The 25,672-nt window shown below is 39.1% G+C and carries 19 protein-coding genes and 3 pseudogenes; 3 read left to right on the forward strand and 19 right to left on the reverse strand.

Annotated elements, in window-relative coordinates; all coding sequences use genetic code 11:
* Positions 1-5 precede the first annotated feature (5 nt).
* Genes NFS18_RS08740 through NFS18_RS08765 form a run of 6 tightly spaced genes read right to left on the reverse strand, consistent with a single transcriptional unit; the run spans position 6 to position 7,764 of the window.
* Positions 6-1,007, reverse strand: a complete 1,002-nt coding sequence (locus NFS18_RS08740; RefSeq protein ID WP_251389679.1) for a ketoacyl-ACP synthase III — start codon at positions 1,005-1,007, stop codon at positions 6-8.
* Complete coding sequence (locus tag NFS18_RS08745; RefSeq protein ID WP_251389680.1) at positions 1,004-2,677, reverse strand: CoA-transferase; 1,674 nt, start codon at positions 2,675-2,677, stop codon at positions 1,004-1,006. Before NFS18_RS08745 ends, NFS18_RS08740 begins: the two co-directional genes overlap by 4 nt.
* On the reverse strand, positions 2,674-3,918 hold the full coding sequence (locus tag NFS18_RS08750) for a beta-ketoacyl-[acyl-carrier-protein] synthase family protein (protein WP_251389681.1): 1,245 nt from the start codon (positions 3,916-3,918) through the stop codon (positions 2,674-2,676). Before NFS18_RS08750 ends, NFS18_RS08745 begins: the two co-directional genes overlap by 4 nt.
* Before the next feature lie 19 nt (positions 3,919-3,937).
* Positions 3,938-5,449: an acyl-CoA carboxylase subunit beta gene (locus NFS18_RS08755; RefSeq protein ID WP_251389682.1), complete on the reverse strand. Its 1,512-nt coding sequence runs from the start codon at positions 5,447-5,449 to the stop codon at positions 3,938-3,940.
* Positions 5,446-6,570: a CaiB/BaiF CoA transferase family protein gene (locus NFS18_RS08760; RefSeq protein ID WP_251389683.1), complete on the reverse strand. Its 1,125-nt coding sequence runs from the start codon at positions 6,568-6,570 to the stop codon at positions 5,446-5,448. Before NFS18_RS08760 ends, NFS18_RS08755 begins: the two co-directional genes overlap by 4 nt.
* An 18-nt stretch (positions 6,571-6,588) precedes the next feature.
* Entirely contained in the window at positions 6,589-7,764 is a 1,176-nt protein-coding gene (locus tag NFS18_RS08765; protein ID WP_251389684.1) for an aspartate-alanine antiporter-like transporter, read from the reverse strand.
* Between the two features lie 804 nt (positions 7,765-8,568).
* Here NFS18_RS08765 and NFS18_RS08770 point away from each other — a divergent pair.
* Positions 8,569-9,803, forward strand: a pseudogene (locus NFS18_RS08770) (IS110 family RNA-guided transposase).
* Between the two features lie 382 nt (positions 9,804-10,185).
* Positions 10,186-10,905, forward strand: a pseudogene (locus tag NFS18_RS08775) (IS110 family transposase); the annotation flags it as partial.
* Positions 10,906-10,923: 18 nt separating this feature from the next.
* Here the strand turns inward: NFS18_RS08775 and NFS18_RS08780 are convergent.
* A protein-coding gene (locus tag NFS18_RS08780) for an IS3 family transposase (protein WP_251389687.1) occupies positions 10,924-12,056 on the reverse strand; the annotation gives its coding sequence in 2 pieces (ribosomal slippage) (positions 10,924-11,789 and positions 11,789-12,056; 1,134 coding nt in all).
* Positions 12,057-12,130: 74 nt separating this feature from the next.
* Between NFS18_RS08780 and NFS18_RS08785 the strand changes: the two are divergent.
* Positions 12,131-12,520: pseudogene (locus NFS18_RS08785) on the forward strand (IS110 family transposase); the annotation flags it as partial.
* Positions 12,521-12,800: 280 nt separating this feature from the next.
* Here NFS18_RS08785 and NFS18_RS08790 read toward each other — a convergent pair.
* The 12 genes from NFS18_RS08790 to NFS18_RS08845 all read right to left on the reverse strand — a co-directional run bounded on the left by NFS18_RS08790 (position 12,801) and on the right by NFS18_RS08845 (position 25,662).
* Positions 12,801-13,460 (reverse strand): ABC-2 transporter permease, encoded by a 660-nt coding sequence (locus NFS18_RS08790; protein ID WP_251389688.1) that lies wholly within the window; start codon positions 13,458-13,460, stop codon positions 12,801-12,803.
* Positions 13,457-14,305 (reverse strand): ABC transporter ATP-binding protein, encoded by an 849-nt coding sequence (locus tag NFS18_RS08795; RefSeq protein WP_251389689.1) that lies wholly within the window; start codon positions 14,303-14,305, stop codon positions 13,457-13,459. The genes NFS18_RS08790 and NFS18_RS08795 overlap by 4 nt, the downstream gene beginning before the upstream one ends.
* A 1-nt stretch (position 14,306) precedes the next feature.
* The gene (locus NFS18_RS08800; protein ID WP_251389690.1) at positions 14,307-14,681 is read right to left on the reverse strand and encodes a GntR family transcriptional regulator; all 375 of its coding nucleotides are present in this window, start codon (positions 14,679-14,681) and stop codon (positions 14,307-14,309) included.
* A gap of 232 nt (positions 14,682-14,913) precedes the next feature.
* Positions 14,914-16,503, reverse strand: coding sequence for a hypothetical protein (locus NFS18_RS08805; protein WP_251389691.1), 1,590 nt, complete (start codon positions 16,501-16,503; stop codon positions 14,914-14,916).
* On the reverse strand, positions 16,487-17,209 hold the full coding sequence (locus tag NFS18_RS08810; RefSeq protein WP_251389692.1) for an ABC transporter ATP-binding protein: 723 nt from the start codon (positions 17,207-17,209) through the stop codon (positions 16,487-16,489). The genes NFS18_RS08805 and NFS18_RS08810 overlap by 17 nt, the downstream gene beginning before the upstream one ends.
* Positions 17,210-17,435: 226 nt before the next feature.
* Entirely contained in the window at positions 17,436-20,000 is a 2,565-nt protein-coding gene (locus NFS18_RS08815; RefSeq protein ID WP_251389693.1) for a heavy metal translocating P-type ATPase, read from the reverse strand.
* 39 nt (positions 20,001-20,039) lie between these two features.
* The gene (locus tag NFS18_RS08820; protein WP_251389694.1) at positions 20,040-20,408 is read right to left on the reverse strand and encodes a metal-sensing transcriptional repressor; all 369 of its coding nucleotides are present in this window, start codon (positions 20,406-20,408) and stop codon (positions 20,040-20,042) included.
* A gap of 167 nt (positions 20,409-20,575) precedes the next feature.
* Entirely contained in the window at positions 20,576-21,406 is an 831-nt protein-coding gene (locus NFS18_RS08825; RefSeq protein WP_251389695.1) for an Mrp/NBP35 family ATP-binding protein, read from the reverse strand.
* A 103-nt stretch (positions 21,407-21,509) separates the two neighbouring features.
* Positions 21,510-22,649: an ABC transporter permease gene (locus NFS18_RS08830; RefSeq protein WP_251389696.1), complete on the reverse strand. Its 1,140-nt coding sequence runs from the start codon at positions 22,647-22,649 to the stop codon at positions 21,510-21,512.
* Positions 22,636-23,805 carry an ABC transporter permease gene (locus NFS18_RS08835; protein ID WP_251389697.1) on the reverse strand — a complete coding sequence of 390 codons (1,170 nt, stop codon included), beginning with the start codon at positions 23,803-23,805 and terminating at the stop codon, positions 22,636-22,638. Before NFS18_RS08835 ends, NFS18_RS08830 begins: the two co-directional genes overlap by 14 nt.
* A gap of 12 nt (positions 23,806-23,817) precedes the next feature.
* A complete protein-coding gene (locus NFS18_RS08840) occupies positions 23,818-24,747 on the reverse strand; it encodes an ABC transporter ATP-binding protein (protein WP_251389721.1) in 930 nt (309 codons plus the stop codon).
* 441 nt (positions 24,748-25,188) lie between these two features.
* Complete coding sequence (locus tag NFS18_RS08845; RefSeq protein ID WP_251389698.1) at positions 25,189-25,662, reverse strand: very short patch repair endonuclease; 474 nt, start codon at positions 25,660-25,662, stop codon at positions 25,189-25,191.
* Between the last annotated feature and the right edge of the window lie 10 nt (positions 25,663-25,672).

A 25,672-nucleotide genomic window follows, 5' to 3' on the forward strand; every position in this document is an offset into this window, starting at 1 on the left:
CCCTCTTAGGCTTTAAATAGAATTCCGCCCCAGTTGAATCCTCTCCCAAAGCTACACGTAAATATTAGATCACCTTTCTTTATCTTTCCCATATGATAATACTCTGATAAACAACTAGGGCCACCAACACAAGATGTATTTCCTCTTTTGTCTATATTAATCAACATCTTATGTTCTGGTATCTCCATTTCTTCTTTAAGTTGGTTGATAATATTAACATTAGCTTGATGTGGTATGAACCAATCTATATCCATTATTTTTAGATTATTCCTTTCTAAAATTTCTTTTGTGACATTAATTAAAGATTTAGGGGCAAACTCTCCAACTTCTTTTCCTTTCATTAATATCTTGTTGCTATCATCAATATCAAAGGCATTAAAATGAGTTCCATCTGTATATAAGGAAACATCTAACAAATCCGAATCTGATCTAGCACATTTTTCCCATATTGTGACCACAGCTCCCGCTCCGAATAAAGTAGAATTTTTATAATTAAAGTTTAGTACCGGCTTAGGATTTTCAACACATACTACCATTGCTCTCTTTAAATTCATTGCCTTTAACATCGAAATTGCAGTTATTGTTGCATCAATGAATCCCACACACGCAGCTCCACCTATATCAAAACATAATGCATTACTTAAATTCAATTCTGCCTGTAAAGGCAATGCAATATCCATATACTTATTACTTAATGTTGATGGATTAAAGAATGCTCTTGTTGTAGAACTTGTACAAACAAGAATATCTATATCTGTTACAAGGATTCCAGAATTTTTCAATGCATATTCTCCAGCTTTTTTTGCTAAATCTACAAATGTTTCTTCGCCTTCCTTAGCCCAATGTCTACTTTTAACTCCAGTATGTTCTACTATCCAATTTGAATCAAATCCATATTCTTTTTCTATTGTATTATTTGTAACAGGGTCTCCTGGAAAATAATGTCCAATGCCCAATAGTTTCCCTGGTGCATTGATGAATTTTTGCTGCAAATTTTCTTTATTCATTTCCTATAAACTCCTTTCCTATCAATCTCCCATACCACTTTTCGTTCTTCTTCTGAGATTTCTTGTTCATACTTAAGAATTTCTTTAATTTGATTCTGTTCCCATTGTGAATATTCTGACAATGCATTTTGTGGAGTAATATATTTTTTCTTAGCATCATACCAAGAATTTAACTTAAATTTACCGTCCTCCTTTTCAAATTCTCCAAAAGTAGTTACTATAGAACAAATATTTGCACCCGGACTTGTAATAAAGTTTACTTTATTCACTAATTTCTTTTTTCCTGGTACACAAACAACAATACAATCTGTAACCGAAGCAATATCATTAGCACCCCCTGAACCTGTCATATATGTTCCATCAAATAATTGTGAAGAATTAATATTTCCGTAACAATCTATTTCTGCTGCTCCTATAACTCCTAAACATGTTCGTTCAAATCCCACCTGTGTACCTAACGTTTGAAGAATATCGCATCGTTGCTCAGTAGTATCTGCAATCTTTTGACTAAACAGAAATACATCTCCATCTACCGCCGTCATCCCATAAAATCCTAATTCAGCCATAATATGAATCCCGATACCTTCTTTATTAAGGATTCTTTGTGCTACCCATGTAGCTATGTGAGACATTCCAATACCCGCTAAAATTGTTTTGTAATTTCCTTTTTTTACTTTTCGTATAATAGTTCTAGCGGCTAATATAATTAAAATTTCATTTAAAGTAAGCTCTGAATCAATGTTTATATCCTCATACTGTTTTTTTCCTTCATGGATAAACTTCCAATTATGTTTGGTAATACGTTTCCAATAATCATGTGAAAAGCACTTTTTTATATTATCCATATACCACTTTTGAGCTGTTAAGGGATCTGAAACTAATTCACGTGCTTCAACAAAATAATCGTAATCATCATAATAATTTTGAATTCCTTCTATACCAAATGTACGTACAGCCTGCGGGTATGCGCCATACGGGACTTCACAGACTCCCAATACCCGGCTACCTGGAATAATTACTTTATCAGAATGCATCTGAAAAGTATTTGCATCCACTATCTTTTCTACTGTGGCAAGAACACCTTTTCTAGCCGCTAGACATCCCCACTGTCCTTCTCCAGATGGTGAACTTAGTATTATATTTCCGTTCGTATCTGCACACACTCCATGTACTACTGTAATATCTGGAAATAAAGACTTAATTAATCTTATTTTTTGGTCTTTGTTCTCTCCAACTAATATGGTGTTAGTGTAGCTTGAATTTTCCAAATCACTTTCACCTAAAGAATTTGTCACCATATAGGGTAAGTTTAATGCACCGCCCATTAGTCTTAATACAAAAGTCAACAATGAAACCATCTCTATTTCAAATGGTATATGATATTTTAATACATTAGCATACAAACTGTTTGTCCTTGGTTTCGGGTAGTTATCTCCTAAAAACCCTGTTATTACTTTTTTTGCTATTCCTGATATTGCAATTGCATGTAAATTTCCGTGCACTGCTGTAACGCTAAATGTAAATTGTGGATTTTTTTCTTCAAACATTCTAATCATTGTATTAATTAAGGCATTAGGCCTAGCCATTGTAGAAGCAATATGGATATACATTTTCTCTTGAACATTTTCCTCTATCATTTTTTCCAAATTATCGTATATAATATTTTTCATCTCACTGCTCCTATAGCACACATTGAACTTTGGCTTCCCATTGCATGTGCCATGGAAATGATTAAACTAACATCACAAGCCCTGCTTCCTTCTGTAATATGATCCAAGTCACATTCAGGATCTGGCTGTTCAACATTTATTGTTGGACACAATACTTGTTTTTTAATCATCAGCGCACTTGCTGCCACATTTAAGATTCCCGCTGCTCCAAACAAGTGACCATATATAGGTTTAATTGATCCTATTGGCGGACACTTCTTACCATTTATTAATTTTACTATTCTACATTCTGCTAAATCATTGTAATAAGTAGCTGTTCCATGTGCACAATAATATGATATCTCCTCTGGCTTTTTCTTAATTTCCTTGAGCATTTCTTCCAACATTTGTGCATTCTTATTTCCTGTTATATCCATACGTGTAGCATGTTCTGCTTCGTTTGTTACAGATGTTCCTAAAACTTCGCAATATATTTTTGCATTTCTTTCTTTTGCATGCGAAAGCTTTTCAATACAAATAGCTACTGATCCTTCTCCCAAAGCAAATCCTTCTCTATTTATGGAATATGGACGCATAGCTCTCTTAGGATTTTCCTTTTCGTGACTCATAACAGAAGTTTTTTCATCAGAATAGAGACCTAAAACTGTTTTGCAGATAGGAAATTCTGTTCCAAGAACCAACATAACATCTTCATTTCCACATTCCAACTCGTTTAATGCCACTCTAATTGCTTGATGTCCGCCAACACATGCGCAACTTAATGTAGTTACAAATCCTTGTATATTTCTATAAATCGCATACAGTGATGCGGTAACACCATTCAATCCAGAAAATAAACTATTACTACAAATTAACTCTTGATCAGTACCGGCATGTAGCAATACATTTGCCCAATATCCCTGAGTTGAACGGGATGTTGACTCTACTATACCAATTCGTTTGGGTGAAATATCGTCACGACTTAGACCACTACTTACCATACAATTTTCTAGTGCAGACATGCCAATTAAAATCTCTCTTGAATACTTTTGTGCAAACCGCTCTTCAAGATCTGGTAAATATTTTTGGTAATCAAAATTCTCTATTTCAGCTGCAACTTTCACTTTAAAGTTATCTACTTTTACACTACTAATAAAATCCAGTTGTGAATTTCCCTCAGACAAATTTCTCCATAAAGTATCTTCATCAAAAGTATTTGGTAACATAACTCCTAATCCGGTAATAACATATCTTTCTTTCATAAATATTCTCCTTTACTTCTTATAGCGGAATAATTCCATGTTTCTTTTCAGCACTATTTTTTCTTTTGGATTCTAAAAATTGGATGGTCTTAAATATACATTCACGAGTATTCTCTGGTTCAATTACATCATCTACAAATCCTATTTCCAACGCCCTTTTTACACTTACATATTTTTCTCTATAGTCATCACTTAATTCTTTGATTTTATCCTCTACATTATCTGAATCTGCAAGTTCCTTTTTATAGATAATTGGAATTGCACCTTTTGCCCCCATCACAGCAATTTCTGTATTCGGCCAACTATATACAAAATCTATCCCCATGGACTTACACCCCATTGCCAGACAGGCTCCACCATATTCCTTACGAAGTATTACAGTAATTCTTATTGTTGTTGCCTCAGAATATGCATAAAGCATTTTTGCTCCATGCCGAATGATTCCCTTCTTTTCTTCTTTAGGACCAGGTACAAATCCCGGCGTATCGACTAATGTTATAATTGGAATATCATAAGCATCACAATATCGAATAAATTTTGCTGCTTTATCTGATGCATCAGTGTCTAATATCCCCCCTAAATAGTTAGGATTGTTTGCTACTATTCCAGTTAGTACATCTGATATTTTGGCAAATACGGTAACAATGTTTGGAGCAAATTCTTGATTGACTTCCAATAGGCTATCATCATCACAAATGTATGCTATAATTTTTTTAACATCATATGTTCTTCTTGGATCAGTCGGTAAAATATTATCAATTTTTACATTATTATTTTTAAATAATCTTTTCTTTGAGCCTTGAGGAGAATAAAATAATGGTATTTTAACCTTTTCTTTGACTGAACTTGGTAATGTTTTAATTAAATCTTTTACCTGGTTATAACATTCTTTCTCGTTATTACATCTAAATTGTGCTACTCCTGATTCCTGCGTATGTACTTTTACTCCTCCGAGTTCCTCTGCAGAAGTCTCTATTCCCATAACTTCTTTTACCACTGTTGGACCTGTCAAAAACATTTTGCTGAGATCGTCAATGAGAAAAATAAAATCTTGTAATGCCGGAGAATAACAAGCTCCTCCAGCACATGTGCCAGCAATTATTGCAATTTGCGGTATCAAACCTGACGCTTTCGTATTACTACGAAAGATTTTTCCGTATGCTTCAATTGCTAAGACACTCTCTTGAATTCTAGCTCCACCTGAGTCTAGTATTCCAATAACCGGACAACCGATCTGTATAGCAAGTTCAATAATATTTGCAATTTTTTCTCCATGCGTGCTTCCTACAGTGCCTCCTGCTATAGTAAAATCCTGTGCATATATGCAAACTTTTTTTCCCTCTATAGTTCCAAATCCTGTAATAACAGCATCATAGTCCTTTTTATCTTTCCCATCTGAGAAACTCATGATATCGACTGTACCAGCATTTACCTCTACAAAACTGCCGTTATCTAAAAGCATATTAATCCTTTCAATTGCATGTAGCTTCCCTTTTTGATGTTGCTTTTCTATATTGTATTGTCTCTTCATATTTGATTTTTCTCCTCCCTCAAAGAATCATTCTGTTCTCCAAGTCTTGGTACATCCTTATTGCTAACCTTCTTTATTGTCGAAAAATTTATTGGATTTTCCAATAATATATTGTCAGTAAGCAGTTTTTTCTTTATTAAATTTTCTACAAATTTTACATCTTCTATCTCAACAACCGGTGCCACACAAGCATCTTTATCCTCTAGAATCATCATCCACTCCTTTTGGGTTTTTTGAAGTATGATTTCACTAATGCAGTATCTTAACTCTTTCATTGCATTATCATCATCTATAAGTTCAACATATTCGGGATGTCCTATTGCGTCACAAAATTTCTTCCAAAACTTCCATTCAATGGCTGCTACACTAATCATTTTTTTATCCTTTGTTTTATATACTGAATAATTAGCATATGCACCATATAAGGTATTGCTATCAAATTTAGGTTTTTCTCTACTTGCCAGGTAATTAGGGAGAATTATTGGCATACAATTTCTATAAATACCATCCAAAATAGATATATCAATATACTGTCCTTCTCCCGTTTTTAGTTTATTTATATAAGCAATCAATATTGCAACAATTGTATTCATGGATGCACTTATGTCACTAATCAATATTGGGGGAACAATTGCTTCTATTTTGGTATCTACTATATTTTTTGTCATTAAATCTAATAATCCGGAATAACTAAGATATGTCAAATCATGCCCTGCCTTTAAAGACATACTTCCATATTGTCCAAATCCAGAAATAGAACAGTAAATAATGTCCGGCTTTATGTTACATACACTTTGATAATCTAACCCCGCCTTTTTCATGACTCCAGGCCGAAACGATTCAACTATAATATCTGTATGTTCTATCAATTTTAATATTTTTTTATAATCTTCTTTGCTATGAATATTTACAGCTATACTTTTTTTTCCTCTATTTAGAGAGGCAAATGCTGCTCCAAATTCCCCTTCCTTTGCTTCATATTCCCTTAAATAATCACCTTTTACAGCTTCTTCAATTTTGATTACTTCTGCCCCAAAATCAACAAGTATTTCTGTGGCATAAGGCCCCGGTAACAATCTTGAGAAATCTAGGACTTTTACGTTTTCTAAAATATATTCCATTTGCAAATATCTCCTCTACTAAAAAAATAAAGCTATAATTTGACAAGATAAAACTACTAAAATTAGTGCTACTGGATATGTAGATGCATACGCTGATGATACATCACTTGTTCCTGCAACATTTACTAATGTGCCTAATGCAGGTGTACTTGTCATTCCTCCCGTTATTGCACCTAGATTATTAAGTAGTGCCATTTTCAACACATATCTTGAAAATAAATAGGCTAGTAATAGAGGTATTATCGTCATTACACCACCATATATAACTAAAATAAAACCATACTTTTTCGCAACCTCTACAAAGGCACTTCCTCCATCATATCCAGCACTGATTAAAAATAATATCAACCCAATTTCGCGGACTACCTCTAAAAATTTTTCATTACATCTCACATCTATAATGCCATTAATGCTTTTTATTCCACCTACTAGTAATGCCACTATTAATGGTCCTCCTGTCATTCCTAGAGAAAAAACAACTCCGCCTTTCATCGGGATATTTATATTTCCCAAAACTATTCCAAATACTATAGAAAACGAAAAACTTAAAATTCCGAATGGTTCGATTTTTTTACCACAATGTACTATTCTTTTTTCGTTTTGACTTAAAATGAGTTGGCTTCTTTCATATTCAATATCAGCATGTAGTATTCTAGGAAACAATTGCACAAAAATTACAACAGCAAGCACTCCAAAAGGATATTCTATTGCATGTCCAACTGCTACATTTTTTAGTAATAATTCGGTTCCTGAATATACTTCTTGAGCCGCTGAATATCCGGGTGTACTTGTTAAAGCACCTGAAAGTAACCCAACCGCAAGACTAGTTTCCACTCCTGTACAATTAATCAATATAACGCATACTATAGAACCACTTAGAACACATACAGCTCCAGTTAACACATAAGATACAAAATATTTTTTTATACTTGAAAAAAAATTTTTTCCTGCCATAATACCAACTGATGTTATAAATAGCACTAGTCCTAAATTCTGTACTATTATTGGTATTTCCACGTCAAAAATTGAGTTTTTATATTTTTCACTAATCCCACCTATAAGTAGTGCAACTATAAATACAGCAGATGTTCTAAGGGCAATCCCTTTAACAGAAACAGCACCTAACAGATATCCTAAAATTACGATTAAAAAAATTACAAATATAGATTGAGACATTTCACTCAGTTGAATCATTTCACGCTCTCCTCCTTTTTGCTATTGAAGCATGTATAATCTTCCTTTAAATTTGCTTTTCTATTATTCATATTTTTTCCTTAATCCCCTCCCGCACTAAATATTTCCATCTCTCGACACAGTAAATATCATAATTTTTGCTTGGTATATTGGGATATGTCCAAAATCTTATGTGATATACTAATTTAAAAACAATTTCAAATAATGAACGTTTTCTCTCTCTTTATACTGGACATTCATCCACATCATTGAAGAAAGATATTTAACAATTTCCAATTTTCTATAATATACCACTAATAAAACCACAAATTATGTCTACGTAACAAAACCGACTATTCATGTAATTTTTCCTATAATATTGCTTTCTACTACTTGGTCACTTTCCTAAATATATAACAAAAACCACTTTTTGATTTCTGTCCATAAACTATTTACATCTAATAAGTTGTTATGCTCTTTTTTCTCTAATTCCTCTGTTATATCTTTCATTTCAATCATAATCATATTTCCCTAGCCTTATTGCCTAAACCACCATGCCCGCACACTTGGCGCCACCATAAATGAAACTGTGCAGGCTGTAGGTTATTGAATTTATTTGTGCTGTTATTTATACTTAGTGTAACGGCAAAAATCGTGCTTATTTGGGGCCAGCAGCCCGCTGCCTAAACTGATTTCAGGTACTCTCATTTGCACCACCACCTGTCCAGCCCGCTTGAAGAACTCAACTTTCCGGCAAAAGGACGTATAGTAAAATGATAAGAGACAGAGTACCATGCCGTAAATTTCACCTCGGAGGTGCCAGTAATGGATAAAATTTACGACAAATGTGTGGTATTGATGTGCACAAAAAGCTTATCGTTGCCTGCTTCCGATGCGGCAGAAAGCAGGAAGTACGTGACTTTGGTGCAACAACCCGGGAACTTCTTGCATTGGCTGACTGGCTCAAAGAAGGCGGCTGCGAAATGGTCGCCATGGAGAGCACGACCTCTTATTGGAAGCCGCTGTTTAACATCCTTGAATCTTCTGACCTGAACGCCATAGTGGTTAATGCACGTCATATGAAAGCTGTTCCCGGCCGAAAAACGGATGTAAAGGATGCGGAATGGATCGCAGACCTTCTTCAGCATGGATTGCTTCAGCCCAGTTATATTCCCGACAAGGATCAGCGTGAACTGAGAGAATTAGTCCGCTATCGCAAAAGCCTTGTTGGTGAACGTACCAGAGAACTGAATCGCCTCCAGAAAATGCTGGAAGGTGCCAACATCAAGCTATCCGGAACCGTATCAGACATCAATGGCAAAAGTACCCGTAGTATATTGGAATATCTCCTTACCGGAGAATCCATTGACGAAGCAAAATACGACGAAATGTATGAGCAGAAAGTGATCGCCCATAATCTCAAAGCCACCAAAGCGCAGATCATTGATGACCTGAACGGTGTCATGTCTTCTTTGCAGCATCGGATGATGAAAGAGCTTCTTGTCCATTTGGACAAGCTGAATAAGCATATCAAAAACCTGGTTGACGAGATTGACAACTTTATGAAGCTGGAAGAAAAGCAGGCTTCACAGGCCATTCAGGATGTGACCGGCATCGGTAATACAAGCGCTCAGGCCATCATTTCCGTCATTGGCACAGACATGGAACGTTTCCCCACAGATAAGCACATTTCTTCTTGGGCAGGATTATGCCCTGGTGACAATGAAAGCGCCAAAAAAAGCAAGTCCTGCAAAACCAGAAAAGGAAACGCTCTCTTGTGGACAACATTGATTACCTGTGCACATGCTGCTGTAAAAAACAAGAAATGCTACTTTTATGCTCAATTTATGAGGATCAGTGCCCACCGTGGGTCAAAGCGTGCCTATGTGGCAGTGGCTCATTCCATGCTCATTGCAATATACCACATCCTCAAGGATGGTGTTGTTTTTAAGGATCTGGGAGCTGATTATTACAATCAGTTCAATAAGGAACGCAAAATCAATGCGTACCTTAAAAAGTTAAAAGCGCTTGGCTGGGAGGCTCCAGTAGTTGCCGCATAAGTTTGACAGTTAAGTTCAAAATCAACTTTTTTAAGTTTGACAGGGGCAGTCTGCACTTTTTTGGCTACCCGAAAGGTTATGTTTCATAGTAAATTCGTCTCTACATTTTCTGCTTCATCCGTATCTTCTTTTCTCTCATCCAAATCCACTGATTTTTCCCAGACATATTCTTTCAACTCCTCATATTCCTACTCTGCTTTTTGATATCTGCTGGAAATCTAATAAATTCAAAGTCCTGCTACCAACACCACCAAAAGAAATAGCCCAAGTAACAAATGTTCTTTTCTCATATTCTGCCTTCAACGAAAAAGACACCAGTACACCCTATAGATATACTGTTGCCACACTATTTTGCTACTCTTTAATGATGAGTGGTCATAGAATGGTAAGTGTAGAAATTGATGTTTCAAAGGGGAAGAGTACGGTCTGTATTCTTAAACCATATGGAGAGATTGTATGCAGTCCATTTGAAGTCATGCATGTGGAAAAGGAATTGGAATCGTTAGCAGAACTTCTTCAGCGGCTGGATGGAGAAATCCGGATTGTGATGGAAGCGACAGGGATTTATCATCTCCCGGTTCTTACTTTCTTTCAGGAGAAAGGTTATTTCATAGCGGTTGTGAATCCTTATGCAATGAAAAAATACGAAAGTAATGAAGAAATATATGCTGAATTAAAACTCTTAGGCCGCCGATACCGGCATTACATGGAGCAGCATGTAAGGGCTCTTCAAGAATTGATACATGTCTTGGACTATACAATGCCTGGAATCAAAAAGTTATTGAAAAGCTGGAATGAAGCGAATAACAAAGATAAACTCAGTGATTTCGTAGATGTGTTCTGGCATTTTGATACGATCACTTCTATGAGCAGGGAAGATTTCCTGTCTGCTTACATGGAGTGGGCACGGGAAAGGAAATACCATCAGAGCCAATCCAAAGCAACAGAAATCTATGAATTGGCATCTAATGGTATTCCTACACTGTCTTCCAGTACTCCATTGACCAAAATGTTAGTACGGGAGGCAGTATCAGTATTAAGGACCATTGACAGTTCCTTATCCCATATCTTAGCACGAATGCAGGAACTTGCAAAGACGGTATGGATTGTCAACAGTAAACTAAACAACTTTTTTAAGGTTATTCATTCGATACTCGACTGGTGTTAGATACCCGAGCGAAGAATGAATTCTATGATTGTTAAACCAATTCACATAATCAGCAAGTTGCAGTTTTAACATGTCCAAATTCGCAAATGTTTGATTTTTTACCAATTCAGTTTTGATGATTTTAAAAGTTGCTTCCGCAACTGCATTATCGTATGGGCATCCCTTGTGACTTAATGATCTGGTGATTGCAAATGTTTCCAAAGTTTCTTCTATTAGTTGATTTTTGAATTCGTTTCCACGATCACTATGAAAAATATTGATCTTATCCAGGCTTTCGTTTACTGTCATGAATGCTTGTTTTACAAAAGCTGCCGTTTTGTGTGGACCTGCACTGTATCCTATGATTTCCCGGTTAAAGAGGTCCACAAGTACACATATGTAATTCCAGTTCATTCCAACCCGGACATATGTTAAATCACTTACTACTACGTTTCGATATGGTTGTTCCTCGAATTCTCGATTTACAACATTTGCTATTTTAGACTCATTGCAGGTATCCTTCTGCGGACGGAACTGAGCGGTTGTATATGTTGATACAAGCCCTTCCTGCTTCATGATTCGACTGATACGACGGCGTGATACAATCATATCTCTCTTACTTAATTCCTGCTTTATTTTGCGGGTTCCGTAATTGTTACGACTGGCTTTAAATATGTCAATTACGGCTGCAGTTAATTCAGATTCATCTGTTTTCTGCTTGGCTTCATAATAATAAGTACTTCTCGGAACTTGTAGGACTTTACACATTACTGACACAGAGTATTTGTGAACATTTGCTTTGATCACATTTACTTTCGTCCTAAGATCAGCGCCGCTTGTTTTAAAATATCGTTTTCCATTTTCAGTTGCCGGTTCTGCTTACGAAGTTCAATCAGCTCCTGTTGTTCCGGCGTACGATTATCCTTTTCCTTAAAGGATCCGGAATTGTCTGCCTGGGCAATCCATTTATCCAGGAGTGATTTGGCAATATCGTATTCACGTACAATGTCGCATTTGCGTTTGCCACTATGATATAAATCTACAAGTTGCTGTTTAAATTCTGGCGTATAAGAACGCCGTGGTCTAGGTTGCTTTTTCTCGGACATAATTAAATTTCCTTTCTTCATATAGATTCATTGTATATGCCCTTAAAAAATCTGTCCAGTGTATTGTAACCGATTCAGTACCTGAATATTCAACTGTGCGGGCTATGGGAGGGGTAGGGGATGTTCTTGCGCCAAAACTTATAGCAGAGATTGGTGATGTAAGAAGATTCCATAGTGCAAAAGCACTCACAGCATATGCCGGCATTGATCCGCCGCCATACGAATCCGGTCAATTCGTTGGAAGTAATCGGAGGATAACTAAAAGGGGGTCTTCTACTCTTAGGAAAGTTGGATATGAGGTAATGAGAGTTTTGAAGAGTCATAAGGAGCCAGAGGATGACGCAGTCTATCGGTATATTTTGAAAAAAGAATCTAAAGGGAAGAGTAAGAAACTTGCTAAAATCGCTGGATTAAATAAGTTTTTGAGGATTTATTATGCAAGAGTAAACGAATTGTATTCATAAAGAAAATATCCTGAATAAAGGCATATAGGCTGGCAAATAGAAACCAGCCTTTTTAGGATGCCTAAATCATCTCAATTTGAAATAATTAAAAATTTTCAAGAAAACGCTTGACTTTTGTTAGCAGGTTTTTTTGTGGAGAAAAGGAGCTGTGCACTAATACTCTTAGTGCGGCAGCCCCTATGCTGAACTGTTACTACTAATTTTACGTTAAAAAACAGGGCATAGGGAGCATCCTCCATAAAGAAGATGTCCCTATGTCCTGTTTTTATAAATTTCCTTTTTAAAATTCTTTTTTGTCCATGATCCGAACTGATATCAAGTAAGAAATCAAAACAAGTACAATTACAGCCGCCGTCCCCAGTGCTGCCCACATTCCCATAGGAATCTTACTCAGGCTTATCATTATCTCTGATGTTTCGATCCCTCCGATTTCCATCAGCTTTTCTCCAAGGTACACAACCACAAAAACCACCGCAAAGCTGGCGATAATTGCAATCTGGCGCTTATCAGAGCCAAACTTGAACTGTATCGGGACGGCCACTGCTCCTATTAACATTCCTATTCCCAGCGCTCCCGCCGCTGTAAAGAAAAGGATCATAATCTCTTCTTTCTCTCCTCCTCGTATAATGACAGTTCCAATGCCAAGCAGCAGAGAAAGCATCCACCCAAGAGCAGATATCAGTATATAAAATACATATTTTCCTTTCACATATTCCTTCCGGCTGATCGGCATTGTAAATAAAAACGGAAATCCATTGTCATATTCATCATAGGATATGGTAACCAGAGCAATAAGCCCGCACATAATAGTTAAGTAGGAGATTGCAAACTGATACTGTTCTGTAACCCCCAAAAAAAATACTACAAAAAAACCTGCCGCCAGAAAAAAAGACTTCTGTGATTTTAGCAGATCAAAATCCTTTATCATCATTCCTTTCATGCCATTTTCCCTCCGATCATCATTGTCATTACTTCATCAATATTACCCTTTTCCAATTCAATCTCCGGATAATTTTCCTGATAATATTGCCTTTGTGCCGTCAGGCAGCTATACCCGAATTTTTCCTCCCTGCATCGCAGCAGATATTTCCTGTCCAGCTTTTCATACTGTTCTTTTGTTACCTTCAGCACGGCATAATTACCCAGCAGTATATCTGTCTCCTCATGCATAATGATTCTGCCGTTGTCAATCATATACAGATCGTCGCACAACCCTTCCAGATCACTGGAAATATGTGAGCTGATCAGGATTGCGCGCTCTCCATATTCCATATATTCCCGAAGGAGATCCAGAAGCTCCTCTCTGGCGATCACATCCATTCCGGAAGTCGGCTCATCCAGTATCAGAAGCTTCGCATTGTGGGAAATAGCAGTCAGAAATTGTAATTTTCGTTTCATACCCGTGGAAAACTCTTTTATTTTCTTATCCATCGGGAGCTGGAACCGTTCACAATTCCGTACAAATTCTTCCTTCTGAAAGGTCGGGTACAGGCTATTCATGACCTGAATCACATCTTTAACCATCAGATAACCGCTGAATCCAGAATCTGCCAAAACCACCCCCATCTGCCGCCGAGCATCCACATCCAGCTTCTCCACCGGTTTCCCCAGGATCTCAGCGCTCCCTCCATCCTTTTGGATCAATCCCAATGCCGCCTTAAACGCTGTCGTCTTACCCGCGCCGTTCTTGCCGATCAGTCCGGTAATACAGCCCGGCTGTACTTCCAGTGAACAATTTAAATCAAATCTGCTGTAATGCTTTTCAATATTTTTTAAAACCAACATCTCATTCATCCTCCAAAATCAATTGAAATAACTCTTGAAGCTCTTCACAGCTCATGCCGCAGCTTTTTCCTTTTCGGATGGCCAGTTCCAAATCGGTTTCCACTTCTTTTCTCTTCTCTTCCAACATGAGTTCCTGATTCGCGCTGGCAACAAAACTCCCTTTGCCATGTACAGTATTCACGAATCCTTCCCCTTCCAATGCGTCATACGCTTTTTTTACGGTCAGTGCACTGACCTTCAGCTCTTTTGCAAGTGACCGGACAGAAGGGAGCGCTATCCCTTCTTCTAATTCGCCATGCATGATTTTCGCTTTGATCTGTCCGACAATCTGCTCGTATATGGGCTGCATTGAAGAATGGTTAATAATTAAATTCATGACATCCCTCCTTCATTATAAACAGTATATAACAGTTTATAACTATTGTCAACTGTTATATACTGTTTGCTCATAAATTTTAAAAAAATGTAAAATATGTTTTAAATTTAAATGAAAATATGAGCAAACTGAAAAAAGGAACTGTCTTCGTTCCGGCAGTTCCCTTTTTCATATCAGTATTTTATGAATATTCTTTTTTACAATGTGCACTACTCAGCCTTTCGGCTTATTACTACACTGTTACCTTCTGGTTCCTTTTATACAATACAAGTGTTGCCGCACTGATCATCACTACTGTAGCTGCATTGATAATCATATGAAGATCACCAAACAAAATCAGCAATACGATCGGAATCATGGAAGATATCATACTCAACAAAAGGGTCAGCATGGTAGAAGCGCTTTGTTTGACAACACGCACTTCATTTTCCCAGTCAAATACCGGAAATGCAAGATTTATCGTCAGTCCTGCCACCGATAAGAACAAGGTATACACAAGCGGAACCACGATCAGCCAGATTCCATCTTTTAAAGATGGTTTTACCGCCAGAAATGCAAATACCTCCGCTACTGCAAAAAACGGAAATGCAATACTCAGATTTGCCAAAATCTTTCCGTCCAATATCTGTTTCATGGTGATCGGAAGCGTCTGTGCCAGCCACCACTGCTTTCCTTCCATGGAAATAGAACAAGAGCTCATGGGCATCAGATTTCCCACCATGGACAGCACAAATGGCAATACGAGAAGTATATTCCACTCTGCCGGAAGGTCCAACATTTCTAATACATTTTTTCCGCCCAAGACCCATAGTGCAACAGTCATCATCAAAGCCAGAATATATCCCACAATTGTATTCACCACATATACTGAAGAAGCAAAATACCGTTTTATTTCTCGTTTCCAGAGCGCTTTCATTGCAGAACTTGCGGAAAGACTTCCCATTTTATAATTATTTTTTGCGGCAGTCGCATTTAACGCACTACAAATGACTATAAAGAATTTCTGCAATATTGCAAGCAATATTCCTGCAAATATAAGCGAAACTCCAATCAACATTCCGCCTTGCGCCAAGTTATTGCCCAAGACAGAATTTCCAAACCACCCCGCAGGCGGATAAATCTTCTGAATCTGTTCAATTGCCATCACTGCCAGATTACGGAGCATCGTCAGATCAATCTGTTCCAGACTTTCCTGATAACCGGCTATTCCAAAATTCACGCCAAGTATGGCAACGATCAGTCCTATTGACAACAGAATATTTACCAGATTTTTATACCGCATTCTTGAACTTATTGCAAAAATCAGAGAGCCTGCCGCCGTTGCGATCGTCAGCGGAATGCATGGCAGAAACAGCATTCCTATGATCCCCCAAATATAAAAGCCAAAAGATGGCTTCATCAAAATCCCGTAGAGAATTCCGCCCGGAATTATAACAGCCATACTGATCAACAGATCTGTTACATACATCGTCAGAAAACGGCTCGTAACAATCGCAGCCTTACTCACCGGAAGTGAAATCTGAATCTCATATGTGTTTATCTGAAAAATTATATTTGCCGCTTTAAAAAAAGAAAAGCAAAGGATAACGAGACTGACGATCATATACAAGTAATAAGGAACCACTTCTCCAATTCCCAGCGAAACCATTCCTATCGTAAATGCACTGATATATCCAAACAATGCAAGCATCAAAATCACATAGACAATTCCCATGCCGATAAAACGCATGCGTTTTGATTTATCTTTCCCATGGCGCACTATATTCAGTCCGCAGATATTACAAAGCTGAATTGCTGTCAGACATTTAATTTGATGCAGCATCTGTCACCACCTCCATAAATACAGATTCCAGAGAGTCTCCCTTCGTCAGATCCGCAGTTGCCCCGGACGCGATCAGCCTTCCCTGCTTTATAATCGCCACTTTATTGCAAAGTCTTTCTGCCACATCAAGCACATGCGTTGAAAAGAAAATGGCTGAACCTTCCTCGCACATCCGGTGCATTTTATTCTTCAGGACAAGAGTCGCCTTCGGATCCAGTCCCACAAAAGGTTCATCCAGCACCATCAGCTTCGGACGATGAATCAATGCACCGATAATCGCAAGCTTCTGTTTCATTCCATGTGAATAAGAAGAAATCAGATCTCCCAGCGCACTAGTAAGCTCAAAATCGTCTGCTTCTTTCGCAATCCGTTCCTCCCGCTCTTTCTTCCCAATATGGAAAATATCCGCAATAAAATTCAGATACTGGATTCCTGTCAGATATTCATACAGGTCTGGATTATCCGGAATATACGCAAGAATCTCTTTACAGCCAAGAGGATTCTCCTTTACAGAAATATTGTCCACAAGAACCTCACCCTTTTCAAAATCATGGATTCCCACAATACACTTGATGGTAGTTGTCTTTCCTGCGCCGTTGTGACCGATAAATCCATAGATATCTCCCGCCTCTACATGTAGATTCAAGTCATCCACTGCCATCTTGCCGCCTTTATATGTTTTCGTTAAATTTTGAATCGTAAGCATCTCTCTTCCCGCCTCCTTATTTTGTTATCTTTCGATATCATAATGATATCACTTTGTCATTGAAATGTAAAGAAAAATATGTTAACAATAGGAAAAGAGAGTAATCGAAAAATAGAATCCCCCATACTAAGTTCACCTGCAGTGAAAGGGTGGATTCTATTTCTCCATACTCTTAATATATCATATTTTTAATCGGTCTGGTAATATTACAAATGTTATCTCTTTCTTACTCAACAGAAAGCACTTTATAATCTTTGTCTTCTACCGTTTTCTTCAATACTTCATCCGCAAGCTCTGCATTCAGTGTAATAACGGCAGTTCCTGTTTCATGGCTTACTTCTGCCGCATCAACCTCTGCAAGTGCCTCTAACGCTTTCTTTACTGCCGCTTCACAGTGACCACACATCATTCCTTCGATCTTCATTGTCTTTGTCATAGTTATTTCCTCCTGTTTCTTTTTAGATTTTACTTTTATGCTTTTATCTCTGCCCGCATCGTGAAGCTTAAACCAATTCAGACGCAGTGCATTTGATACCACACAGAAGCTTGACAGGCTCATAGCCGCCGCTCCGAACATAGGATTCAGTTTCCACCCAAATATAGGATAAAACAGACCTGCTGCCAACGGGATTCCGATCGCATTGTATATAAATGCCCAGAATAAATTCTCATGAATATTCCGCAATGTTGCACGACTCATACGAATCGCCGCAGGCACATCACTTAGACGGCTCTTCATCAATACTACATCTGCTGCGTCAATAGCAATATCCGTACCTGCTCCAATGGCAATTCCCATATCTGCCCTTGTCAGCGCAGGCGCATCATTGATCCCATCGCCTACCATGGCTACTTTTCCTTTTTGTTTCAGGGAACGGATTACACTCTCCTTGCCTTCCGGCAGTACCCCGGCAATTACTTCATCTACACCAGCTTGTTTACCGATGGCTTTGGCAGTACGTTCATTATCTCCGGTCAGCATAACAACATGGATTCCCATATTCTGCAGTTCTCTGACTGCCCGCGGACTGTCTTCTTTTATCACATCCGCAACTGCAATAATTCCAATTAATTCATTGTCCCGGCTGAAGAACAATGGCGTTTTGCCTTCTTCTGCCAGCTGCTCTGAAATGGATTTGATTTCTTCCGGTACTTTTGTACGATCGCTGATAAATTTCAAATTACCACCGCGAAGTATTATGGAATCTGCCTCACCGCCACTTAGCTGTTCCTGTCCTGCCATCTGTAACCGGGCTGTCAGTCCGTTGCCTGGAACAGCCTGAAAATCAATTACTTCTTTTGCTTCAAGCCCCCGCTTTGCCGCTTCCATCAGAATAGCTCCAGCCAGCGGATGTTCACTCTTTTGCTCCAATGCATAGGCAAGCTTAAGAAGTTCTTCTTCCGTTACATTCTCCACAGGAATAATATCTGTCACCTTCGGATCTCCGCTTGTAATCGTTCCAGTCTTATCCAGTGCCACGATCTCCATTTTACCGGTTTCTTCGAGAGACACCGCTGTTTTGAACATAATGCCGTTCTTAGCACCCATTCCGTTTCCTACCATAATTGCAACCGGAGTTGCCAGACCAAGCGCACAAGGACAACTGATCACCAGTACAGAAATTCCCCTTGCCAATGCAAATCCAACGCTCTCTCCCATCAGCAGCCAGACAAGGATCGTGACTGCTGCAATGCTGATAACAACAGGAACAAACACACCCGACACTTTATCTGCCACTTTTGCAATGGGTGCTTTGGTTGCCGCCGCATCACTGACCATCTGAATAATCTGTGAAAGCGTAGTATCCTCACCAACTCTTGTTGCCTCGCATTTCAAAAAACCGGACTGATTCAAAGTTGCCGCTGAGACTGCATCCCCGATTTCCTTATCCACCGGAATGCTCTCTCCTGTAAGAGCCGCTTCATTTACCGCACTGCTGCCTTCTAATACGATACCATCTACCGGAATATTTTCTCCCGGACGCACCAAAAATATCTCACCCTTCTTCACCTGCTCAATGGGTACTTCCTGCTCTATACCATCTCTTACAACAACAGCCGTCTTAGGAGCCAGCTTCATCAGACTTTTCAACGCATCCGTTGTCTTCCCCTTGGAATGAGCTTCCAGCATCTTACCGACTGTGATTAATGTCAGTATCATCGCTGCCGATTCAAAATAGAACTCATGCATCCATGACATCACTGTATCCATGTCCATTTTCATCTGTGCATCTGTCATGGCAAACAGAGCAACTGTACTGTAGATAAAGGAGGCTCCCGCCCCGAGAGCAACCAGTGTATCCATATTCGGTGCTTTGTGGATCAGCCCCTTCATACCACTGATGAAAAATTTCTGGTTGATCACCATCACCATTCCCGTCAATATTAACTGAATCAACCCCATCGCAACATGATTTCCAGCCAGAAATGCCGGAACCGGCCAACTCCACATCATATGTCCCATAGAAAAATACATCAGTGGAATTAGAAAACAAAGCGAAGCAATCAGACGCTTTTTCAATACCGGCGTCTCTCTATCCTTTAGCATCTCTTCATCCGCGCCGGCTGCCCTGTCTTTCTTCTCCGTGTCTGTCCCTTTTACAGCCGCCCCGTATCCTGCCGCTTCCACAGCTGCAATGACAGAATCTGCTGAAACAGTTCCTGTCACTCCCATAGAATTGGTCAAAAGACTTACCGTACAGCTCTCCACGCCATCTAATTGAGAAACCGCCTTCTCCACCCTGGCGCTACATGCCGCACAGCTCATTCCTATTACATTATATTGTTCCAATTAATCACCCCTTCTCATTCCAAATAGAAATTCTGATCTTTACTTCATCAGTTTCTGTAATGTTGCAACCAGCTCATCAATTGTATCACCCTTCCCCTGACGGATATCTTCCGCCACACAGGTACGGATATGCTCTGCCAGAAGCATTTTGTTAAAACTGTTCAACGCTGCGTTGATTGCTGATACCTGTATCAAAATCTCTGTACAGTAGACATCATTTTCCAGCATATGCTTCACACCGCGCACCTGACCTTCAATCCGGTTCAAACGATTCACCAGTTTCTTATACTCCGCGTCTGAACGTTCCTTCGTCTTAAAAGAACAACAGCAGCTATTCTGAGACTCGCAGCTTTCTGTTATGCTTACTTCCTCACTTATATTCTGTTCCGTTTTTTTAGTTTCTTTCATACTTTCTTCACCTCATTTAAACATTATTATATACCCCAGTAAGGTATATTGCAAGGATTTTTTTAAGAAATTAATAAAAAGCACAATTGTAAATCGCTCTACAACTGTGCCTAAATATTTTTCCACCACACATTCTTACGGACTTTGCAGTAAATTTTCACTCTTTTTTACAATTCAATATTCTTCAGATACGGATTCTCTGCCTCGTAAAACCGTTCTTCCTCTACGATCTCTGCCAGCTTTGTATCAATCGGCATTTTGCCAAGTACCGGAACACCCAGCTCCTTTGCAATATCATCAATATGACTCTCACCAAATACATGGATTTCCTTACCGCAGTCAGGACACTTTACATAACTGTAGTTCTCCACCAGACCGATGACTGGAATATTCATCTGAACCGCCATATTGTATGCTTTCTTCACGATCATCTGCACCAGATCCTGCGGAGATGTCACAATTACGATTCCGTCTACCGGAAGAGACTGGAATACAGTCAACGGAACATCACCTGTTCCCGGCGGCATATCTACAAGCAGATAATCAAGATCGTCCCAGATAACGTCTGTCCAAAACTGCTTTACTACCCCTGCAATGATCGGTCCTCTCCAGATAACCGGTGAATCTTCATCATCCAGAAGCAGATTGACAGACATAATTCTTGTTCCATCCTTTGCAAGACATGGATAAATCCCCTGTTCTGTTCCTGCTGCCTTCTCATGTAAACCGTACATCTTCGGAATAGACGGACCTGTTACGTCCGCATCCAAAATCCCTACATTACAACCTTTCCCTTTCAGCATACGTGCAAGAGATGCTGTCACGAGTGACTTGCCGACGCCCCCCTTGCCGCTGACAACTGCGATTACTTTCTTCACATGAGAGTATGGATTAGCCGGCTCTCTCAAATCATTTTTTTTACTGCTGCAATTGCCTGCATGAGCGCATCCAGAACAGGACTCCTCAGTACATCCGCTGCCATTATATTCTTCTGCCATAATTACTTACCTACACTTTCTTTTTCTTATCTGCTGATATAACCAGCGAATTAAGTATACCACAGTCTTCACATTTCAGACAATTTTTTTCTAATTTTTTCCTCTATACCGTTCTCCTTCTCTTCACCACTGCTAATGTAATACACACAAACGCAACTGCAAATATAAACTGGATTCCGACTGCCTGCAGCACCTTTCCCTTCACCATATCCAGTCCATAACCGCCAAGCAGATCATTTGCCTGTTCAAACCAATAAACCGGAAGAAACTGCGCTGCCTTTTTTACGCCTGCACTCATCACATCAAGCGGCACAAATGCCCCGCCAAGGAAGCACATTCCAAGAGATACTACATTTACCATTCCATTTAAGGAATTGATTCCCTTTGATACACTCCCCACTAGAAAGGATACTGATACTGCCACACAGAGCAGTGCCAGTGAATTCAGAATATAATAAGGATTGCCCGGATTGCCTGAAAGCTCCTTTCCATAAAAGAGAACTGCCGCTGCCGCTACAATCCCCCACAAAACCAATGCAACCGTTCCGCATGCCAGCAGCCCTTCAATACTCTGTCTTCTGCGCGGCACTGCCGATGCCTGCATTCTCATTTTTAAATCTCCGCAGCGCATGGCTGATACCATACTGCCGACCACATAACCAAGTACCCCCAAAAACAGGTACGGAAGATAGCGAAAATAAAAAAGAGAATCAGATATTTTCCCCGCATTCCCGGCAATATCAAGCAGTTCTACATTCACCGCTGCTGCTCTTGCTGACTTTGCTGCTTCCTCCTCCGTAAACCCTGCCGCTGCATAAACCCTGGCATTATTCAGATAACTGTTCAGCTGCTGTTCTGCGTAAAATGCAGTATAAGAACCGGGCACCTGTGTCACACTCAGTTTTTTTCCATTTACAATACAGGCTTGATAAAAGTCTTTGGGAATACGCACCACATACTCTATATCTCTGTAATACATCTTCTCTTGCATCATAGCTGCGTCATCTTCCATCTCCATCACTTCATGGACTTCTCCCAGATAGGACTTCAAAGACTGTGCCATCGCTCCGCCGTCTTCATCTATAACTGCAATTTTCAAACTTTCTGCCTGATATCCAGAGACTCCCTTATCCCCGTTCATCATCTGAAACAGCAGTGTAATACCGAAAAAGATCAGCAGATACAGCAAAAACATTCCCGCATTTTTCTTAGCCACATACATATATCCTTTATAAACTGTCATAGCGTTCTCTCCTTATCTTTACAAATGAAGCTGCCAACAAGACTGCCGCCATTACACTGAGAATCATAAGGCTGCGGAAATACCGGCTTCTGTCATCGTATACATTAATGCAGTAAAAAGCATCTGCAACCACCGCCGCCGGATTAAGCCTGTTCAGTATCGGAATATGTTGTTCTACCACATTTTTCATGTCTCCGTTCATCAGTCCTGCAAAAAAACTGCAGCTCATGGAAATGCCAAGCATAAGAGCTACTTTCACGCCTTCCCCGAATTTACTGATACTACCAATGAAGATTCCCATAGATACACCAATAATACAGCCTGCCAGTACAACCAACATCATTTCCGGCAGCGAGCCTGCAAATTCCTGCCCCAGTACATACCGGATATAAAGAACCAGTATCATCACATTAATAAAATGCAGGAAAAAAGAAGAACACATTTCTGATAAAATCAATGCCAGCTTACTTGTAGGAGTCGCACATCTCCGTGCTGCCAGCGGCATCAGATCTGCCTGCAGCCACAGTGCAGAACCAAGCCCTATAAATGTCCCGTAAAGACATGCCATGGCAATTAACGCATAGAAAAACTGTGCATTTCCATTGGTTGTACGCCCGCCCAGAGATACCTGTTCTACCAGACTTTCATATTTTGACATCTGTTCCATAGCCGCCCACATCCCTTTCGGGCGGGCTTCCCTTACAGTTAAAAGGGTCTGTTTTCCATTTTCATAGCTTTCCAGCAGAGACTGTAAAATGCTCTCAGGAATTCCATTTGCTCCAACAGTCAGACGGATTTCCCCATCTGTATAAAAGATGCCGGATATATCTTTCCTTCTCAATGCTGCTTCCGCTTCCTTCTCAGTCATCTCCTCTGTCTGAATCAAATGTTCCTCTGACTCTTCGATTTCCGTCAAAAACTCTCTGAAAATCTCACCTTCACTTTTCACCATATTTTCTAAATTTTCCTGCAGCTTATCACTCGAATCCTTTTCCATCACAACAGCTGTCCGCACGGTTTCAAAATCTGCCTCTTCAATACGACCAAATGCAAAGTAAAACAAAGTTGCCATCAAAAGAGGAAACACCAGGGGCCAGAAAATTGTTTCAAAATTTCTTAATTTCACCCGAATACTATATTTGATCAAATGAAACATCTCTTTCCTCCTCTAATCTCTCAACTGTTTCCCTGTAATCTCCAGAAATACATCATTGAGCGTAGGCAGTTCTGAATAGACTCTGCCAAATGCTATCTCCCGTTCCTGCAAGTAGTTCAATATCCTGATCAGGTTGTGCTTTGCACCTGTACAACGCACGGTCAGTACCTGTTCCTCATACTGGACTTCGAACACCGAAGGAAGATTTTTCAGCCCCTGTAAATGCTCCTGTTTCAGCGCAACTGCTTCTACAGTCACGGTCTCTCCTGTTTTAATCATACTCTTTAGTTCTTCCTTTGTACCCACTGCAATCACTCTTCCGTGGTCCAGGATCGCAATCCTCGTACAAATCTGTTCCACCTCTTCCATATAATGAGACGTATATATGATTGTTGCTCCCTGTTGGTTCAGTTCTTTAATTCCTTCCAGAATCCGGTTTCGGCTCTGTGGGTCTACCGCCACTGTAGGTTCATCCATAATAATTAACCGCGGCTTATGGGCGATTCCGCAGGCAATGTTAAGCCGCCGTAAAAGTCCCCCGGAAAGCTTCTTGGGACGAACCTTTCTGTATTCTTCCAGCCCCACAAAATGAATGGCTTCTTCCACCAGCTTTTTTCTCTTTTCTTTATTCTGTATGTACAGACCACAGAAATAATCAATATTTTCATACACTGTCAATTCCTCAAATACAGCCACATTCTGCAATACAATTCCAATCTGTTGTTTTGCCTTATAATTGTCCGGACTCATCTCCTCTCCAAAAATACGAATGCTTCCTTTATCATATTTCAGCAACGCCAGCATACAATTGATCGCCGTTGTCTTTCCCGAACCGTTCGGCCCCAGCAGACCGAATATTTCCCCTTCCTCTATTTGCAAATTTAGATGGTTCAACGCCACCAGATTGTCATACCGCTTCACAAGATTCTCGATTTGAATCATCATGCTGCCTCCCTTCATTTTTCATGATAACAGTATCGCATATCCTCTGCATTTGCAAAAGTGCCGCTTGTCATCATATCCATATGACAAATGTAATGAGTTGTAACTATTCAGCCTTTCGGTGCCATTCTTTCTAATGAGCAAAACAAAAGGCACTAACTTTTATACGGTTAATGCCCTTATTTTTATATCTGTAGCCTCAGACTGACCAGTATTTTTTATTGTAAGAAATAAATAACCACAATTATCTACTAACTGAAATGATAAAAGTGGATTTAAATTTTCTATGTACTGTTGTCACGTTTTATAACTAAAATAAATACTACTGTCGACTGCTATCGCAGATAAAATCACTGACAACAATGTGATTTTATTGGATGTAGACGTATCAACTATTGTACGAAGTATTTTTATAATTTCATCAATTTTCTCCATATTCATTCAATTGTAATATTCTTCATCAAGATTAACACTTTGCATTTCCTCATCAAAAATGGCTTCCTTAATTGTTTCCACGCATTCTTCCAGATTTCTTTCTATGTCACTTTCCCATATTCTTATTACCCTCCATCCCATAGCATTTAACAATTTGGTATTTTTCTTATCTCTCTCCACATTTTTTAAGATTTTATTCTTCCAATAATCGGAATAGCCTTGTAATTCTTCCTCAAATGATTGCAGTCCTCTTATCGCCCAATTATGTCCGTGCCAAAAATCTCCATCACAAAATACAGCAATTCTATATTTTGTGATAACAATGTCTGGTTTACCTGGTAGTTTCTTATAATTTACTTGATAGCGTATTTTATTTTTCCATAAGGCTTTTCGTAAGAGTAACTCCGGTTTGGTATCTTTAGATTTAATTGCGGACATAATCTTATGCGTAACTTCTGGTTTCCTTTCTTTGTATGCCATAAAATACCAC

The sequence above is a fragment of the Mediterraneibacter agrestimuris genome, assembly GCF_943193195.1.
In the GTDB taxonomy this organism is placed as follows: domain Bacteria; phylum Bacillota; class Clostridia; order Lachnospirales; family Lachnospiraceae; genus Schaedlerella; species Schaedlerella agrestimuris.

Coding starts and splice junctions, on each gene's coding strand:
- NFS18_RS08740 (WP_251389679.1), bottom strand. CDS start 1,007: ATGAATAAAGAAAATTTGCAGCAAAAATTCATCAATGCACCAGGGAAA.
- NFS18_RS08745 (WP_251389680.1), bottom strand. CDS start 2,677: ATGAAAAATATTATATACGATAATTTGGAAAAAATGATAGAGGAAAAT.
- NFS18_RS08750 (WP_251389681.1), bottom strand. CDS start 3,918: ATGAAAGAAAGATATGTTATTACCGGATTAGGAGTTATGTTACCAAAT.
- NFS18_RS08755 (WP_251389682.1), bottom strand. CDS start 5,449: ATGAAGAGACAATACAATATAGAAAAGCAACATCAAAAAGGGAAGCTA.
- NFS18_RS08760 (WP_251389683.1), bottom strand. CDS start 6,570: ATGGAATATATTTTAGAAAACGTAAAAGTCCTAGATTTCTCAAGATTG.
- NFS18_RS08765 (WP_251389684.1), bottom strand. CDS start 7,764: ATGATTCAACTGAGTGAAATGTCTCAATCTATATTTGTAATTTTTTTA.
- NFS18_RS08790 (WP_251389688.1), bottom strand. CDS start 13,460: ATGAAAGGAATGATGATAAAGGATTTTGATCTGCTAAAATCACAGAAG.
- NFS18_RS08795 (WP_251389689.1), bottom strand. CDS start 14,305: ATGTTGGTTTTAAAAAATATTGAAAAGCATTACAGCAGATTTGATTTA.
- NFS18_RS08800 (WP_251389690.1), bottom strand. CDS start 14,681: ATGAATTTAATTATTAACCATTCTTCAATGCAGCCCATATACGAGCAG.
- NFS18_RS08805 (WP_251389691.1), bottom strand. CDS start 16,503: ATGCTGCATCAAATTAAATGTCTGACAGCAATTCAGCTTTGTAATATC.
- NFS18_RS08810 (WP_251389692.1), bottom strand. CDS start 17,209: ATGCTTACGATTCAAAATTTAACGAAAACATATAAAGGCGGCAAGATG.
- NFS18_RS08820 (WP_251389694.1), bottom strand. CDS start 20,408: ATGAAAGAAACTAAAAAAACGGAACAGAATATAAGTGAGGAAGTAAGC.
- NFS18_RS08825 (WP_251389695.1), bottom strand. CDS start 21,406: ATGGCAGAAGAATATAATGGCAGCGGATGTACTGAGGAGTCCTGTTCT.
- NFS18_RS08830 (WP_251389696.1), bottom strand. CDS start 22,649: ATGACAGTTTATAAAGGATATATGTATGTGGCTAAGAAAAATGCGGGA.
- NFS18_RS08835 (WP_251389697.1), bottom strand. CDS start 23,805: ATGTTTCATTTGATCAAATATAGTATTCGGGTGAAATTAAGAAATTTT.
- NFS18_RS08840 (WP_251389721.1), bottom strand. CDS start 24,747: ATGATTCAAATCGAGAATCTTGTGAAGCGGTATGACAATCTGGTGGCG.
- NFS18_RS08845 (WP_251389698.1), bottom strand. CDS start 25,662: ATGGCATACAAAGAAAGGAAACCAGAAGTTACGCATAAGATTATGTCC.